18 protein-coding genes are annotated in these 15,255 nt (G+C 66.3%); 13 read left to right on the top strand and 5 right to left on the bottom strand.

What is annotated here, in order from left to right; genetic code table 11:
- The first annotated feature begins 54 nt into the window (after positions 1-54).
- From AC1RNQ_RS02305 to AC1RNQ_RS02260, 10 genes are all read left to right on the top strand, one after another.
- Entirely contained in the window at positions 55-978 is a 924-nt protein-coding gene (locus tag AC1RNQ_RS02305) for a LysR substrate-binding domain-containing protein (RefSeq protein ID WP_493168603.1), read from the top strand.
- A gap of 58 nt (positions 979-1,036) precedes the next feature.
- Positions 1,037-1,324 carry an AbrB/MazE/SpoVT family DNA-binding domain-containing protein gene (locus AC1RNQ_RS02300; RefSeq protein ID WP_493168602.1) on the top strand — a complete coding sequence of 96 codons (288 nt, stop codon included), beginning with the start codon at positions 1,037-1,039 and terminating at the stop codon, positions 1,322-1,324.
- Positions 1,321-1,701, top strand: a complete 381-nt coding sequence (locus AC1RNQ_RS02295) for a type II toxin-antitoxin system VapC family toxin (protein ID WP_493168600.1) — start codon at positions 1,321-1,323, stop codon at positions 1,699-1,701. Before AC1RNQ_RS02300 ends, AC1RNQ_RS02295 begins: the two co-directional genes overlap by 4 nt.
- Positions 1,698-2,435, top strand: coding sequence for a tRNA (guanosine(37)-N1)-methyltransferase TrmD (trmD, locus tag AC1RNQ_RS02290; RefSeq protein ID WP_493168599.1), 738 nt, complete (start codon positions 1,698-1,700; stop codon positions 2,433-2,435). The genes AC1RNQ_RS02295 and trmD overlap by 4 nt, the downstream gene beginning before the upstream one ends.
- A gap of 5 nt (positions 2,436-2,440) precedes the next feature.
- On the top strand, positions 2,441-2,818 hold the full coding sequence (rplS, locus tag AC1RNQ_RS02285; protein ID WP_058816170.1) for a 50S ribosomal protein L19: 378 nt from the start codon (positions 2,441-2,443) through the stop codon (positions 2,816-2,818).
- 98 nt (positions 2,819-2,916) lie between these two features.
- Positions 2,917-3,534 carry a DUF1287 domain-containing protein gene (locus tag AC1RNQ_RS02280; RefSeq protein WP_493168597.1) on the top strand — a complete coding sequence of 206 codons (618 nt, stop codon included), beginning with the start codon at positions 2,917-2,919 and terminating at the stop codon, positions 3,532-3,534.
- Between the two features lie 39 nt (positions 3,535-3,573).
- Complete coding sequence (locus AC1RNQ_RS02275; protein WP_493168596.1) at positions 3,574-4,599, top strand: aspartate-semialdehyde dehydrogenase; 1,026 nt, start codon at positions 3,574-3,576, stop codon at positions 4,597-4,599.
- A 185-nt stretch (positions 4,600-4,784) separates the two neighbouring features.
- Entirely contained in the window at positions 4,785-5,561 is a 777-nt protein-coding gene (locus AC1RNQ_RS02270; protein WP_493168594.1) for an arginine deiminase family protein, read from the top strand.
- A gap of 109 nt (positions 5,562-5,670) precedes the next feature.
- Positions 5,671-6,294: a DUF2238 domain-containing protein gene (locus tag AC1RNQ_RS02265; protein WP_493168592.1), complete on the top strand. Its 624-nt coding sequence runs from the start codon at positions 5,671-5,673 to the stop codon at positions 6,292-6,294.
- Positions 6,294-6,899 carry a hypothetical protein gene (locus tag AC1RNQ_RS02260; protein WP_493168590.1) on the top strand — a complete coding sequence of 202 codons (606 nt, stop codon included), beginning with the start codon at positions 6,294-6,296 and terminating at the stop codon, positions 6,897-6,899. The genes AC1RNQ_RS02265 and AC1RNQ_RS02260 overlap by 1 nt, the downstream gene beginning before the upstream one ends.
- A gap of 184 nt (positions 6,900-7,083) precedes the next feature.
- On the opposite strand, the gene AC1RNQ_RS02255 is transcribed toward AC1RNQ_RS02260, so the two are convergent.
- The 4 genes from AC1RNQ_RS02255 to AC1RNQ_RS02240 form a co-directional block, all read right to left on the bottom strand.
- The gene (locus AC1RNQ_RS02255) at positions 7,084-7,755 is read right to left on the bottom strand and encodes a helix-turn-helix domain-containing protein (RefSeq protein ID WP_493168588.1); all 672 of its coding nucleotides are present in this window, start codon (positions 7,753-7,755) and stop codon (positions 7,084-7,086) included.
- A gap of 280 nt (positions 7,756-8,035) precedes the next feature.
- Positions 8,036-9,628, bottom strand: coding sequence for an MDR family MFS transporter (locus AC1RNQ_RS02250; RefSeq protein ID WP_493168587.1), 1,593 nt, complete (start codon positions 9,626-9,628; stop codon positions 8,036-8,038).
- Between the two features lie 192 nt (positions 9,629-9,820).
- Positions 9,821-10,945 carry an HlyD family secretion protein gene (locus tag AC1RNQ_RS02245; protein WP_493168586.1) on the bottom strand — a complete coding sequence of 375 codons (1,125 nt, stop codon included), beginning with the start codon at positions 10,943-10,945 and terminating at the stop codon, positions 9,821-9,823.
- Positions 10,945-11,391, bottom strand: a complete 447-nt coding sequence (locus AC1RNQ_RS02240) for a MarR family winged helix-turn-helix transcriptional regulator (protein WP_493168585.1) — start codon at positions 11,389-11,391, stop codon at positions 10,945-10,947. Before AC1RNQ_RS02240 ends, AC1RNQ_RS02245 begins: the two co-directional genes overlap by 1 nt.
- 109 nt (positions 11,392-11,500) lie before the next feature.
- On the opposite strand from AC1RNQ_RS02240, the gene AC1RNQ_RS02235 reads away from it, so the two are divergent.
- From AC1RNQ_RS02235 to AC1RNQ_RS02225, 3 genes are all read left to right on the top strand, one after another.
- The gene (locus tag AC1RNQ_RS02235; RefSeq protein ID WP_493168584.1) at positions 11,501-12,148 is read left to right on the top strand and encodes a 2-hydroxychromene-2-carboxylate isomerase; all 648 of its coding nucleotides are present in this window, start codon (positions 11,501-11,503) and stop codon (positions 12,146-12,148) included.
- On the top strand, positions 12,145-12,906 hold the full coding sequence (locus AC1RNQ_RS02230) for an alpha/beta fold hydrolase (protein WP_493168583.1): 762 nt from the start codon (positions 12,145-12,147) through the stop codon (positions 12,904-12,906). The genes AC1RNQ_RS02235 and AC1RNQ_RS02230 overlap by 4 nt, the downstream gene beginning before the upstream one ends.
- Positions 12,907-12,981: 75 nt before the next feature.
- Entirely contained in the window at positions 12,982-14,832 is a 1,851-nt protein-coding gene (locus tag AC1RNQ_RS02225) for a M2 family metallopeptidase (protein WP_493168582.1), read from the top strand.
- Between the two features lie 54 nt (positions 14,833-14,886).
- On the opposite strand, the gene AC1RNQ_RS02220 is transcribed toward AC1RNQ_RS02225, so the two are convergent.
- Positions 14,887-15,213, bottom strand: coding sequence for an ArsR/SmtB family transcription factor (locus tag AC1RNQ_RS02220; protein WP_493168581.1), 327 nt, complete (start codon positions 15,211-15,213; stop codon positions 14,887-14,889).
- Positions 15,214-15,255: the final 42 nt, after the last annotated feature.

Genomic DNA, 15,255 nt, shown 5'->3' with positions numbered 1-15,255 from the left:
GCCCGCCGCCAACAAAAGCTTTGCATGACTATATAAGTCTGCCTTATATGATGCATGCCCAGGCTCCCGCCCCTCGCCGCCGTGAGAACCTTCGAAGCGGCCGGTCGTTTGCAGAATTTCTCGCGCGCGGCGGAGGAATTGGGGATGACGCAGGCGGCGGTCAGCTATCAGGTACGCCAATTGGAGGATCGGCTCGGCCGCGCGCTGTTCGTGCGCGAAAAGGGACGCGTGCATTTGTCCGAGACGGGGCGGCGGCTGCTCCCCGCGATCAGCCAGGCCTTCACCGCGATGGGCGACGCCTTCGCCTCCTTGGGCAGCGACGAGGCCGAGGTGCTGACGATCGACGCCGCGACCAGCTTTGGCGGCACCTGGCTCAGCGCACGCATCGGCGGTTTCCAGCTTGCCTACCCCGATCTCGCGGTGCGGATGGCGATGAACAACGCGCTCGTCGATTTCGACACGTCGAACGTCGACGTCGCGATCCGCATCGGCCGGGGGGTGTGGCCCGGGCTGCGCGCCGATTTCCTGATGCGCCAATATCTCGCGCCGATCGCATCGCCCGCCTTTATCGCGGAACATAGGATTCGCGAGCCCGCCGATCTGCTGCGCGTCCAGCGGCTCGCGCCCAACGACAGCTGGTGGGCCGCCTGGTTTGCCTTGGCCGGGGTCGCGACGCCGCCCGCGCCGTCGCGGCGGGGGATCGAGCTCGACAGCCAGTTGCAGGAGGCGAGCGCGGTGCAGGCGGGCTTCGGCGTTGCGATGATGACGCCGCTCTATTGGCAGGCGGAGCTCGCGAGCGGTCGCATGGTCCAGCCTTTCGATACGCTTTACGTGTCGGCGTCGTCCGCGATGTGGCTCGTCCACCGCGAAAACCGTGTCGGGGTGCGCAAGATCGAGCGCTTCCGCGAATGGCTGCACGCCGAGGTCGCCAAGGATCGCCACATCCTGCCCGAGGCGCTGTGGCAGCCGCCGAACTAGGCCAGACTCGACAGGCGATACTACCGCGTATATACATCATGTATATACGGAGCTTGCCATGACCAAAGAATATCGAGCGAAAGTCTTCAAGTCGGGCAACTCGCTCGCGTTGCGCTTGCCCAAAGCGCTTGGTCTTGAGGAGGGGACCGAGATGATCGTCCGCGAAGAGCGCGGCGAGTTCCGCTTTGAGCCCGCCGACAAACCGAAGGCGAAGATCGACGTCAGCGGCTTCGCGGGCAAGGCGCCTTGGCTCAAGCCGCTGCCACGCGAACTGCGCGAGTTCGACGAACGCCCGAGTACAATTGCGGCGCGCCAGGCGGCCGAGGAGGCAGCGAAGAAAGCGTGATCCGCTATCTAATCGACGCTGACAGTTCGATTTATGCGATGGTTGATGCCGCCTCGTCGGTAAACCGCCGCATTGCCGACTGTGCACCCGGCGAAATCGGAATCTCGGTGATCAGCTTTGCCGAGATCGCGCTGGGATCGCAACTGGGCAAGCCGCCACCAGCGCCCGTGCTCGACGCCTATATCGAGGCCATCCCTCTCATGCCCTTCGACGAAGCGGCTGCGCGCGCCTATGCGCAACTGCCGTTCAAACGCGCCCGTTTTGAGCGCCTGCTGGCTGCGCACGCGCTGAGCCTCGGCGTGACGGTAATAACCAACAACGAAGCCGACTTCGCCGACGTTCCGGGATTGAAGGTCGAGAATTGGACGCTGCCATGACCTTCGCCGCCGTCCCGCTGACCCTCTATCCCGACATGTTCCCCGGCCCGCTGGGGCACAGCATGGCGGGCCGCGCGCTCGAGGCCGGGGTCTGGTCGTGCGCGCCGGTTCAGATTCGCGATTTTGCGGCCGACAAGCACCGCACCGTCGACGACACCCCCGCGGGCGGCGGCGCCGGCATGGTGCTGAAGGCCGATGTGCTGGCGGCGGCGATCGACCATGCGACGACCGCCAATCCCGACCTGCCCATTCTGGCGATGACCCCGCGCGGCGCGCCCGTCACCCAGGCGCGCATCCGCACCCTTTCGGCGGGTCCGGGCGCGATCATCCTCTGCGGGCGGTTCGAGGGTTTCGACGAGCGCATCTTCGACGCGCGGCCGATCGAGCAGGTGTCGATGGGCGACATCATCCTGTCGGGGGGCGAGATGGGGGCGCTTCTACTCCTCGACGCTTGCATTCGCTTGATTCCCGGCGTAATGGGCGCGGCTTCAAGCGGAGACGACGAATCGTTCGAGAATGGTTTGCTCGAATATCCGCACTATACCCGACCTGTGACATGGGAAGGGCGCACGATCCCCGAAGTGCTGCGATCGGGGGATCATGCGAAGATCGCCGCCTGGCGGAAACAACAGGCGGAAGATCACACACGGTTACGCAGGCCGGACCTTTGGGAGCGTCATATCGATGCTCGGGACCGACCTGCCTCTGGCGCGCGGCGAAAAGAAAAGGACTAGAGGACATGAACCTCATCCAGACGATCGAAGCCGAAGAAATTGCCAAAGCGGCAAAGACCATTCCGACCTTCCGTCCCGGCGACACGCTGAAAGTCGGCGTCAAGGTGGTCGAAGGCGAACGCACCCGTGTCCAGAATTTCGAAGGCGTGTGCATCGCACGCTCGAACAAGGGCATGGGCTCCAACTTCACCGTGCGCAAAATGTCGTTCGGCGAAGGTGTCGAGCGCGTGTTCCCGCTCTATTCGCCCAACATCGACAGCATTACCGTCATCCGCAAGGGTGCCGTGCGTCGTGCGAAGCTCTACTATCTTCGTGGCCGCACTGGTAAATCGGCGCGTATTGCGGAGCGCCGCGATTACCGGTCGGAAGCCGGCGAAGGCTAAGGAGAGCTTCTCTCACCAAAAGCCGAAACAGCTTTCCAAAACGACCGGTTCCGCCAACAGGCAGAACCGGTCGTTTTTCATTTGGGCAACGCAAATCCATGCAGCAGTCCGCGTCCTTTCAGCCATCACGGCGCGCCGTCCTCGGCGCGGGGCTGTGCTTTGGGGCGCTCGGGCTGGCGGGCCGGGCCGCGGCGGCGACCACCGCCGAACGGCTCGTCGCCGCGGCGCGGCGGCAGGTCGGCGTCACCTTGGCCTATGATCCCGCCTACACCATGCTCGCCTTCCCGAACGGCGACGTCGACCGCGCCAAGGGGGTGTGCACCGACGTTTTGATCCGGGCCTATCGCGACGCGTTAGGTGTGGACTTGCAGGCGCTTGTAAACGCCGACATGAAGGCCGACTTTGGGGCCTATCCCAGGAACTGGGGCCTCCGCCGTCCCGACCGCAACATCGACCATCGCCGCGTCCCCAATCTCGCGACCTATTGGACGCGCCAGCGCGCGCGGCTTCCCGTCTCCGCCGATCCCGCCGACTGGCGGCCGGGCGACATCTTCACCGCGATGACCGGCGGGCGCTTTCCGCACACCGGCATCGTCTCCGACCGAACTACGGCAGCGGGCCGCCCGCTGATCATCCACAATATCGGCCGCGGTGCCCGCGAAGAGGATGCCTTGTTCGACCACCCGCTGACCGGCCATTTCCGCTGGAAAGTCTGACCGAATTTCACCAAGTTTTCGACGCTGAGGAGTGAGTAAATGGGTTATCGTATCGTTGTCGCCGGCGCGACGGGCAATGTCGGGCGCGAAGTGCTCGCCATCCTGTTCGAACGCGAATTCCCGATCGACGAACTGGCGCTGGTCGCCTCGTCGCGCAGCCAGGGCCTCGACATCGAACTCGGCGACACCGGCCGCACCGCCAAATGCCAGAATATCGACAATTTCGACTGGACCGGCTGGGACATGGCGATCTTCGCGATCGGCAGCGAAGCCACCAGGATCCACGCGCCGAAAGCCGCCGCCGCGGGTTGCATCGTGATCGACAACTCGTCGCTCTATCGCATGGACCCCGACGTGCCGCTGATCGTGCCCGAGGTGAACCCCGACGCGATCGACGGCTATAAAAAGCGTAACATCATCGCCAACCCGAATTGCTCGACCGCGCAGATGGTCGTCGCGCTGAAGCCGCTCCACGATGCTGCGACGATCAAGCGCGTCGTCGTCGCGACCTATCAGTCGGTGTCGGGCGCGGGCAAGGCGGGCATGGACGAGCTGTGGAACCAGACGCGCCAGATCTTCGTCGGCGACGAGAAGGACGTGCAGAAGTTCACCAAGCAGATCGCCTTCAACGTCATCCCGCACATCGACAGCTTCCTCGATGACGGTTCGACCAAGGAAGAATGGAAGATGGTCGTCGAGACCAAGAAGATCCTCGATCCCAAGATCAAGGTCACCGCAACCTGCGTCCGCGTCCCCGTCTTCGTCGGCCATTCGGAAGCGATCAACATCGAGATGGAGAATGAGCTCTCGGCCGAGGACGCGCAGCGCATCCTGCGCGAGGCGCCGGGCGTCGTGCTCCACGACAAGCGCGAGGACGGCGGCTATATCACCCCCGTCGAATGCGTCGGCGACTTCGCGACCTTCGTGTCGCGCGTGCGCGAGGATCCGACTGTCGAGAATGGCCTCAACCTCTGGTGCGTCAGCGACAACCTGCGCAAGGGCGCCGCGCTCAACGCGGTGCAGATCGCCGAGCTGCTGGGGCGTCGGCATCTCAAGAAGGGCTGAGGCACGAATATCCTCCCCATCGCGAAGCGTTGGGGAGGGGGACCGCCGCCACAGGCGGTGGTGGAGGGGTTTCGACATCTGCGCCAAAACCCCTCCGTCAGCCCTTCGGGCTGCCACCTCCCCATGGCTGCGCCAAGGGGAGGATCGGATTGCCGACGGCGAAGTCTTCGGGCTATGCCGACGGCATGACCAACCCCACAAGCTTCACCCACGCCATCGTCCGCACTCCCGCCGCCTCGGCGATCCACGGTATCCGTGCCGATGGCGGCCCCGATCCCGATTTCGCCGCGCTCGCCGCCGAGCATGACGCCTATGTCGCCGCGCTCCGCACCCTCGGCCTGACCCTCACCGTCCTGCCGCCGCTCGATGCCTTCCCCGACGCGCTGTTCGTCGAGGATGTCGCGCTAACCTTTCCCGAGGGCGCGATCCTGCTCCGCCCCGGCGCGCCCACGCGCGCGGGCGAGGTCGCCCATGTCCGCGAGGCGCTGACCGCGCGCCACGCGGGCCTGCTCGAGCTGACCGTCGGCCAGGTCGACGGCGGCGACGTGCTGCGCCTCGCCGACCGCGTCGTGATCGGCCTTTCGGCGCGCACCGACCGCACCGGCGCCGAAGCGCTCGCCGGTCTCCTCGCCGAGCTTGGCTACAAGGCCGAAATCGCCGACACCCCGCCCGGCGTGCTCCATTTCAAGACCGGCTGCGGGCTGATCGACGCGCAGACGATCTTCGCCGTCCCCGCGCTCGCCGGCTGCCCACAATTCGCCGGGCTCGAGGTCGTCGTGACGCCGCCCGGCGAAGAGGAAGCCGCCAACCTCCTCCGCATCAACGACGCCATTCTCGTCGGCGATCGCTGGACCGCGACCCACGCGCTGTTGGCAGCGCGCGGCCACGATATCCGTCCGCTTCCAACGACCCAGATCGCGCGCATCGACGCGGGGCTCAGCTGCATGTCGCTGCGCTGGTGACGGCGGTTCCGGACCCAATTCCCGTTTGTGTCGAGCGAAGTCGAGACACGCTGGCGCCCGGCTTCACGTCCCTCGACTTCGCTCGGGACGAACGGGGAGGGGAGCGTCTGTGATCCGGGCCTTCACCGCCCTCCCGCGCGCACAAAAGGCGCTCCTCGGCCTCCTCGCCGCGCTCCTCCTGCTCGCGCAGATCGCGCAGCCCTATCCCGAGATCGCGCTGCTCCAGCATATCCCGACGCTCGCCTTCCTGCTCGCGTCGCCCTCGCTGCTGCGCCGCTGGCCGCTGTCGATGGCATCGCTTGCCTGTATCGCCGCCTTCCTCGCGCTCCACACCCTCGGCGGCCGCTACGCCTACAGCAATGTCCCCTATGACGACTGGGCGCGCGCGCTGACCGGCACGACGCCCTCCGAAGCCTTTGGCTGGACCCGCAACCACTATGACCGCCTCGTCCACTTCGCCTTCGGCGCGCTGTCGGTCGTCCCCGTCGCCGAAATATCGCGCCGCTGGGGCGGGCTGACCCCGCGCGGCGCCACGCTGACCGTTCTCGCCTGGGTACTCGCGCTTTCGTGCCTCTACGAGATTTTCGAATGGCTGCTCACCATCGTCGCGGCGGGCGAGACCGCCGACCGCTACAACGGGCAGCAGGGCGACATCTGGGACGCGCAAAAGGATATGGCGCTCGCGGCCCTCGGTGCGATACTGCTGCTCCCCGTCCTTTGCAGGAGCCGATGATGCGCAACCTCACTACCCTCGTCCTGATCGGCCTGCTTGCCGCCTGCAAGCCCGCCGCCGACAGCGCGCCCGCGGACAAGGAGCCCGCCGCGCCCCCCGTTCCCGCGGCGAAGGCCGACGGCCCCGCCGCGGCGACCACCGCGGTGAGCCTCGACGGTGAGGGGCTGCGCTTCGTCGACAAGGCCGGCGGCAAGACCAGCCTCCTCGCCTTCGGCGTCCCGCGGGCGCAGGCCGAGGACGCGCTGGCGCGCGTGATGGGCAAGGAGGACGACCGCAGCAGCAACGAGGAATGCGGCGCGGGCCCGATGGAGTTCACCCGCTACGACGCGATGACGCTCAATTTCCAGGACGGCAAATTTGCCGGCTGGTTCCTCGGCAACGAACCCGGCGCCGAAAATTATTCGACGATGAGCGGCATCGCCGTCGGCACGACGCGCGCCAAGGCGGGCACATCGGCGACGATCGTGATGGCCGAGGACAGCACGCTGGGCGAGGAGTTCAGCATCGGCACGAGCGAGAATAGCGTCGGCGGCATGTTCGCCGCGCCCGGCGACAGCGCGAAGATCGACGCGCTGTTTGCGGGGGTGAATTGCTTTTTCCGGTGACGGGTGGAAGTGGTCGTTCCCAGTTTCTCCCCGGAACGGGGAGGGGGACCATGCGAAGCATGGTGGAGGGGCCGGGACGGTGCGTCATGACGCGAGGTTTCGACCCCTCCGTCAGCCCTGCGGGCTGCCACCTCCCCGTTCCGGGGAGGAATTGCATGCCCGCTCCCCCCAAAACCCACCGCCCCTAATATTCGACGATGATCCGCACCTTGTCGGCACTCACGCCGAGCGCGCGCGCGATCTGTTTGCGGCTGCGGTCGATCAGCTCCTGCATCTTGTCGGGCGCCGCCTCGCCCAGCAGTTCGGCGGCCGGGACGCCCAGGATCTTCGCGAGCGCCGCCATCCGGCTGCGCTTCGGCCGCACCCGGCCCTTTTCCCAGCCGAGGACCGACGCCGCGCTGACGTGCATGCGCTTGGCGACGTCCGCGCGATCGATCCCGGCCTTGGTGCGGAGCCGCTGCAGGCGGTCGCCGAAGGACTCCTCGGTTGCCGGTCCCGCGTCCTTTTTTTCCTCGACGCCGGGCGCGGGTTCGGTGGCGCTCTTGAGCTCCACGGCGCTCAGCGTCGCCCGCGATACCGGGCCTTCGAACTGGCATCCGAAGTGCCGTCCGCTGGCCCAGATGACGACGGCCGTGATGTCGCCGGCATGCGGAAGCTCGATCTCGATCCGGTCGCCGGCCGCCAGCTTGATGTCGCTTTCGAACAGCAGGCCCGTTCCTGAGATATTGTGGATCTGGACGTCGATGCCCCGGCTGTCGTGACGCGCGCCCTTGGCAAGCAGGCTGAGTTTCCGGCGCCCGCCATGACGCCGGTCGGCGCCGGGCACCGATGGCAGAAAATATCCGGAAATGGCCATGCAGGTTTGTTGGAGTCGGCCGGTTAATAGTTGGTTAGCGCGAGGCGGAAAGATAGCGCTCGCTTAGCCTATACCGTCACTCCGGGCTTGATCCGGGGCCTGCCTTGTCTTGAAGAAAGAGGCGGATCCCGGATCAAGTCCGGGATGACGAAGAGTGGAACCCCAACGTCCGCTCGTCCCCCGGTCCTGTGGCCGCCCCTAAACCAGCCGCCGCCCCGCCACCGCGACCGTCGCGCCGGCGGGCGTGCCGTCCTGGCCCGTTTCCTGAGCCCGTAGTTCGTCAATGCCCCATATCCGCCACCGACGCCTTCTCGGCCCCCGGTTTCGGCGGGCGTAGCAGCAGCACCAGCGGCACCGACGCCAGCGTTACCCACATCATCAGCCAGAAATCGTCGACATAGGCGACCATCGCCGCCTGCCGGTTGATCTCGGCATTGACCATCGCCATCGCGGTGTCGCCGGCGATCCCGAACCGGTCGGCGGTCGACGGGTCGAGCAGGCTGACCGAAGAATTGGTGACATGCGCCACCAGATCCTCGTGGCTCGTCTGGATATTCGCGCCCAGCAATGTCGTGACGGTCGAAATCCCCACCGACGCGCCGATGCTGCGCAAGAGGTTGAGTAGGCTCGACCCGTCGGTGCGGAACTGCGGCGCGATCGTCGCGAACGCCATGGTGTTGAGCGGGATGAAGATCAGCCCCATGCCCAGCCCCTGCACCACGCCGCTGACGATCACCGGCTGCATCCCCATTTCGAGCGACCAGTGGCTCATCTGCCACAGCGATAGCGCGGCGATCAGCAGGCCGCTGCCCACCATCCAGCGCGCGTCGATCTTGCCCAGCATCTGCCCCGCGAACCACATGCTCGCGAGGATGCCGACCCCGCGCACCGCCAGCACGACGCCGGTGTCGATCACCGGCCAGCCGAACAGATTCTGCAGCATCGGCGGCAGCAGCGCCATCGACGCGAACATCACGACGCCGATCACGATCATGAAACCCATCGCGGTGACGAGGTTGCGGTCGGCGAGCATCTTGCGGTTGAACAGGGTGTCGCGCCGCGAGGTGAACAGATGCACCGCGAACATCCACAGGCAGGCGATCGCGACCCCGCATTCGATCCAGATTTCGATGCTGTCGAACCAGTCCTGGTGCGCGCCGCGGTCGAGCATGAGCTGGAGCGCGGCGAGGCCGAGCGCGAGCATCGAGAAACCGAACAGGTCGAACTTGCGGTCGCTCTTCTTCGTCACGGGCAGCAGCGCCCACATCATCGCGATCGTCAGCAGCCCGACGGGCAGGTTGACGTAGAAAACCCAGCGCCAGTTGACGCTCTCGGTCAGCCAGCCGCCGAGCAACGGCCCCAGGATCGGCCCGACCATGATCCCCATGCCCCAGATCGCCATCGCCCGCGCCTGCTTGTCGGGCGGGTTGATGTCGAGCATCACCGACTGCGACAGCGGCCCGATGAAGGCGGCGCTGACCCCCTGCAGGAAACGAAAGACGACCATCTGCTCGAGCGACTGCGCTGCGCCGCACGCCATCGACGTGACGATGAAGCCCGCGATCGCGGCGAGGAACAATTCGCGGCGTCCGATGCGGTCGGCGAGCCAGCCGGTGATCGGCATCGCGATCGCGCTGGCGAGGATATAGCTGGTGAGCACCCAGGTCACCGTCTCGCTGGTCGCGCCCAGCGCCGACTGCATGTGCGGGATCGCGACATTGGCGATGGTGGTGTCGAGGATCTGCATGATCGACGCGCCCATGACCGCGACCATCAGGAGGCCGCGATAGCGCACGCGCTCGTGGAGCGGGACCGTATCGTCGGCGGGCAACGCCGCGGCGGGCGAACGGCGGGGGAGGGAGCGCGAGGCCATCAGGACGCCTTTGCCCTCTCCCCTTCAGGGGAGAGCATATGCAGGCTTGCGAGCTTGCTCGCTAGCCGGAGTTGGAGAGGGGGATGGATGCCGCTTTCCCCTCTCCAAGCTGCGCTAGTTCCTTTGGAACAAGCTTCGCTACCCTCTCCCCTGAAGGGGAGAGGGCAAGAGGGGCGCATCATCGCCATCGCCCTACTTCCCCGCCACCGCCCCGCTGCCGGTAAACACTCGCACATCGGCCGACAGCCCCGCGATCATGTCGCGCGCCGGCTTTTCGTCGAAGGCGATCTTCACCGGCACGCGCTGGGTCACCTTGACCCAGTTGCCCGTGGCGTTCTGCGCCGGCAGCACCGAAAATTCGCTGCCCGTGCCCGCGCCGATCGTCAGCACATGGCCGCGGATCTTCAGCCCCGGATAGGCGTCGAAGCTTATCTCGGCGCGCTGGCCGACGCGCATGTCGGCAAGGTCGGTTTCCTTGAAATTGGCCTCGACCCACGGATGCGCGGTGTCGACGAGGGTCACTGCGGGCAGCCCCGCGACCATCATCTGGCCGATCTGCAGCCGGTCCGACTGCGCGACGCGGCCCGCGCTCGGCGCGCGCACCTCGGTGCGGCCGAGGCTCACCTGAGCCTGCGCGCGCTGGACGCGCGCCGCCTCGACCTGCGGGTTGATGCCGGTTGCGGGGCCGGCGGCGAGCTTGGTACGCGCCTCGGCGGCGGCGGCCTCGGCCTGGCGCACGCGTTCGCGCGCTTGGCTCACCGCGTGGCGCGCCGCGTCATAGGCGGCCTTGGTCGTGAAGCCCTTTTCCATCAGCGCCGCCTGGCGCCCGAAATTCACCTCGGCGAATTTCACATCCTCGCGCGCCGCGGCGATGTCGACCGTGCTGGTGTTCGCGCTCGCCGACAGATTGCCGACCTCGACCTCGGCCGCGTCGATCGCCGCGGTCGCCTGCGCGACGTTCAGCCGATAGGGCTCGCCGTCGATGCGGAACAGCAATTGTCCCGCCGTCACATCCTGCCCGTCCTTCACCGCGACTTCGGTGATCCGCCCCCCGACTTCGGCGGCGATCGACACCTTGTCCATCTGGACATAGGCATTGTCGGTCGACACCGACCCGCCGCTGGTCAACCACCAGCTGACACCGCCCGCGATCAGCAGGGCGGGCAGGCCGAACATCAGCAGCCGCGTGCGCCATGTCGGTTTCGCGGCGGCGTCGGACGCGGCCGCTTGCGGCGCGGGCACGGGATCGGCCTTGGGCGCCGCCTTCGGCGGCTTGGCTTCTTCGGCTTTTGGCTGGGTGGTGGAGAGCTGGGCCATCAGATCGTCTCTTTTTCTTTTTGGCATTCGCGGCGCGACAAATTGGCGCGGACGCGCTCGACCAGCGCGGTCAGCGTCGCGCGCTCGTCGTCGCTCATCCCTTCGGTGGCTTCGGCGACGACCGCGCGCGCGGTCTGGCGCAGATGGTCGAGCAGGGGTTCGGCCTGCGCGGTCAGGTGCAGCTGCCAGGCGCGGCGGTCGGTCGGGTCGGCGCGGCGCTCGACCAGCCCGCCTTCCTCCAGCCGGTCGACCATGCGCGACAGGGTGATCGGCTCGACCTCGATAAGTTCCGCCAGTGGTCCCTGCCGGATTCCGGGGTAGCGCGCCAGATAGGTGAGCACCCGCGACTGCAACGCCGTGATCCCGCTGTCGCGCGTGCGCGCGTTGAAATCGCGGCGAAACATCCGCGCGGTGTCGTTCAGCAGGAAGCCGATGGTCTCACTCATGGCATGCGATATAATAGCAATTGCTATTAATTGCAACTACGCCCTGCGCGGCACTTTCGCCAACTTCCGCGATCATCGACAAATCGCCCGCCCGCGCTAAGATGCGTCCATGGCCCTCACCGCCGATCTCTTCTGGTCGTTCCGCTCGCCTTATTCCTATCTCGCGATCGCCCGCTACCGCGCGCTCGCCGCGAGCCACGACCTCGCGATCAACCTGCGCCCGGTCTATCCGCTTGCGATCCGCCAGCCCGACTTTTTCGAGCGCAACCATCCCAATTGGCTGAGCTACACGATGCGCGACATGATCCGCGTCGCGCAGTTCCACGGCATCCCCTTCGGCCCGCCGCGCCCCGACCCGATCGTGCAGGACATCGCGACGCGCGAGATCGCCGCCGAGCAGCCGTATATCTATCGCCTCACGCGCATCGGTCAGGCCGCCTCGCGCCGCGGCAAGAGCCTCGCCTTCGCGCATGAGGCGGCGCAGCTGATCTGGGGCGGCGCGGTGGACTGGCACCTCGGCGACCATCTCGCGGGCGCCGCAAAGCGCGCCGGGCTCGACCTCGCCGAACTCGATGCCGAGGCGACAAGCGATGCCGAGGCGCTCGACACCGAGATCGCCGCCAACCAGGTGGCGCTCGAAATCGCCGGTCATTGGGGTGTCCCGACGCTGGTCTTCGACGGCGAGCCCTTCTTCGGGCAGGACCGCATCGACATGGCGCGCTGGCGCATGGAGCAAAAGGGCCTGTTGCCGCGATGACCGACGCCGATTATTTCGAAGCGCGCGACGGCGTGCGCCTTGCGGTGCGCGAGATGGGCCCAGAAGACGATGGCGCCCGGCCGGTGCTGCTGCTCCACGGGCTCTTCTCGAGCGCCGAGGTCAACTGGATCAAGTTCGGCACCGCGGCGAAGATCGCCGAAGCGGGCTTCCGCGTCATCATGCCCGACCTGCGCACCCACGGGTCGAGCGAGGCACCGCACGAGGAGGAACATTATCCCCCCGACGTGCTCGTCCACGACCTCGAAGACCTGGTCGCGCATTATGGCCTCGACGATTTCGATCTCGGCGGCTTCTCGCTCGGCGCGCGGACCAGCGTGCGCGCGGTCGTCGCGGGAATGAAACCGCGCCGGCTGATCCTCGGCGGCATGGGGCTTGCGGGGCTCGCGGGCTGGCAGCGGCGCGGCGCTTTCTTCAAGCGTGTCATCGCCGAATATGAAAGCGCCAAGCGCGGCGACGACACCTGGCTGTCGATCCAGTTCATGAAGACGATGAAGGTCGACCGCATAGCGGCGGGGCATCTCCTCGACAGCTTCACCGATACCGCGCCCGACATGCTCGCCGCGATCTCCATGCCGACCTTGCTCGTCTGCGGCGAGCAGGACCAGGACAATGGCTCGGCCCCCGAGCTTGCCGGGGCGCTGCCCGACGCACGGCTGGTGACGATCCCCGGCACGCATATGTCGAGCGTGACCCAGCCCGAAATGGGCGAGGCGATGGCGGCTTTCCTCGCGGCTTGACCGCTCTGGCGGGCGGGTCCAAACAGCCGTCATAGCGCCATAGAGCGCCCCCACCAGACGAGGATCGCACCCCCCATGAAAGCCATGATTTCGACGATGTCGCTCGCCCTGTCGCTCGCGCTCGCCGGCCCCGCGCTGGCGGCCGAAAAGGCGAAGGACAAGCCCGCGGCGTCCAAGTCGGCCCAGCCCACCGCGGCCGACGCCGACGCCTTCATCGCCGCCGCCGAAAAGGACCTGTTCGACTATACGGTCGAGGCGAGCCAGGTGAACTGGGTCAACAGCACCTACCTCACCGAGGACACCGACGCGATGGCCTCGCGCATCAACGCGGTGGGCACCGAAAAGGCGGTCAAATATGCGCTCGAGGCCGCGAAATATGCGGGCGTGCCGGGGCTCAGCGCCGACACCAAGCGCAAGCTCGACATCTTGCGCAACGGCCTCGTCCTCCCCGCGCCGACCAAACCCGGCGCCGCGACCGAGCTCAACAACATCGCGACCGACCTCCAGTCGCAATATGGCAAGGGCCGCGGCACGCTGAAGGGCAAGGAGATCTCGGGCTCGGACATCGAGGCCGAGATGGGCAATCTCCAGCACACTCCCGCCGAATTCGCCGAAATGTGGACGAGCTGGCACGACAATGTCGGCGCGCCGATGAAGGACGATTATGCCAAGCTGGTCGGCATCGCCAATGAAGGGGCGAAGGAACTGGGCTTCGCGAACACCGGCGCGATGTGGCGCTCGGGCTACGACATGCCGCCCGAGGAATTCGCCAAGACCACCGAGCGGCTGTGGCAGGAAGTGAAGCCGCTTTATATGGCTTTGCACACCTATGTCCGCTGGAAGCTCAACGAGAAATATGGCGACGCGGTGCAGCCCAAGACCGGCGCGATCCGCGCCGACCTGCTCGGCAATATGTGGGCGCAGGAATGGGGCAATATCTATCCGCTCGTCGCGCCCGCGGGCTCGGGCGACCTCGGCTACGACATCGGCGACCTCTTGACCGAAAAGGGCAAGGGACCGCTCGACATGGTCAAGGCGGGCGAGAATTTCTATTCGTCGCTTGGCATGGAAGCGCTGCCCGAGACCTTCTGGAAGCGCAGCATGTTCACCAAGCCCGCCGACCGCGAAGTCGTGTGCCACGCCTCGGCGTGGGACATCGACAACAAGGACGATATTCGCATCAAGATGTGCATCAAGGTGAATGCCGACGATTTCGTCACCATCCACCACGAGCTCGGCCACAACTATTACCAGCGCGCCTATCAGGAACAGCCCTTCCTGTACCTCAACGGCGCCAACGACGGCTTCCACGAGGCGATCGGCGATTTCGTCGCGCTGTCGATCACCCCGCAATATCTGGTGGATATTGGTTTGCTCGACGAAGCGAAGGTGCCGAGCGCCGACAAGGACACGGGGCTGCTGCTGCGCCAGGCGATGGACAAGGTCGCCTTCCTGCCCTTCGGCCTGCTCGTCGATCGCTGGCGCTGGGGCGTGTTCGACGGCACGATCAAGCCCGCCGATTACAACAAGGCCTGGACCCAGCTGCGCACCCAATATCAGGGCATCGTCCCGCCGGGGCAGCGGCCGGCGAACGCCTTCGACCCGGGCGCCAAATTCCACATCCCGGGCAACACGCCCTACACGCGCTATTTCCTCGCGCGCATCCTGCAGTTCCAATTCTATGAGGCGGCGTGCAAGCAGGCGGGGTGGCAGGGGCCGCTCCACCGCTGTTCCTTCTACGGCAACAAGGAGGTCGGCGCGAAGCTCAATGCGATGCTCGAAATGGGCGCGTCGAAGCCCTGGCCCGACGCCTTGGAAGCCTTCACCGGCAACCGCGAGATGTCGGGCAAGGCGATGGCCGAATATTTCGCGCCGCTGAAGGACTGGCTCGACGAGCAGAACAAGGGCAAGCCGACGGGGTGGTAAGTGCCGCGCTTCGACGAATATCCGGTGGCCGGGGACGCGATTCCCCGGCCATTTTCATTGCGCCTCGATGCGCTGCTTGAAACGCGCGAGCCGCGCGCTCGCGGCGGCGGCGTGGGGGCCGATCCAGCGGTCGTGGATGTCCTGGATCGGCATTGCGTTGAGATGGTTCCACCGCTCGCGCCCGCGGCGCTCGGCGATCACCAGGCCGGCATCCTCCAGCACTTTCAGATGCTGCATCACCGTGCAGCGGTCGATGTCGGCGAAATGGTCGCACAGCGTACCCGTCGTGAGCGGCTGGTCCTTGAGGTCGTCGAGAATCTGCCGCCGGATCGGCGAGGCGAGCGCCTTGAAGGTCGCGTCGAACTGGTCGTGAATTGACATGTTATATAAATATAACATAAAAGGACGCGACTCAAGCGGAGA

It is taken from the genome of Sphingopyxis sp. GW821-FHT12F08 (assembly GCF_058806755.1).
Note: the sequence above shows the minus strand (reverse complement) of the source record. Positions and strands in the feature narration are given on the sequence as shown.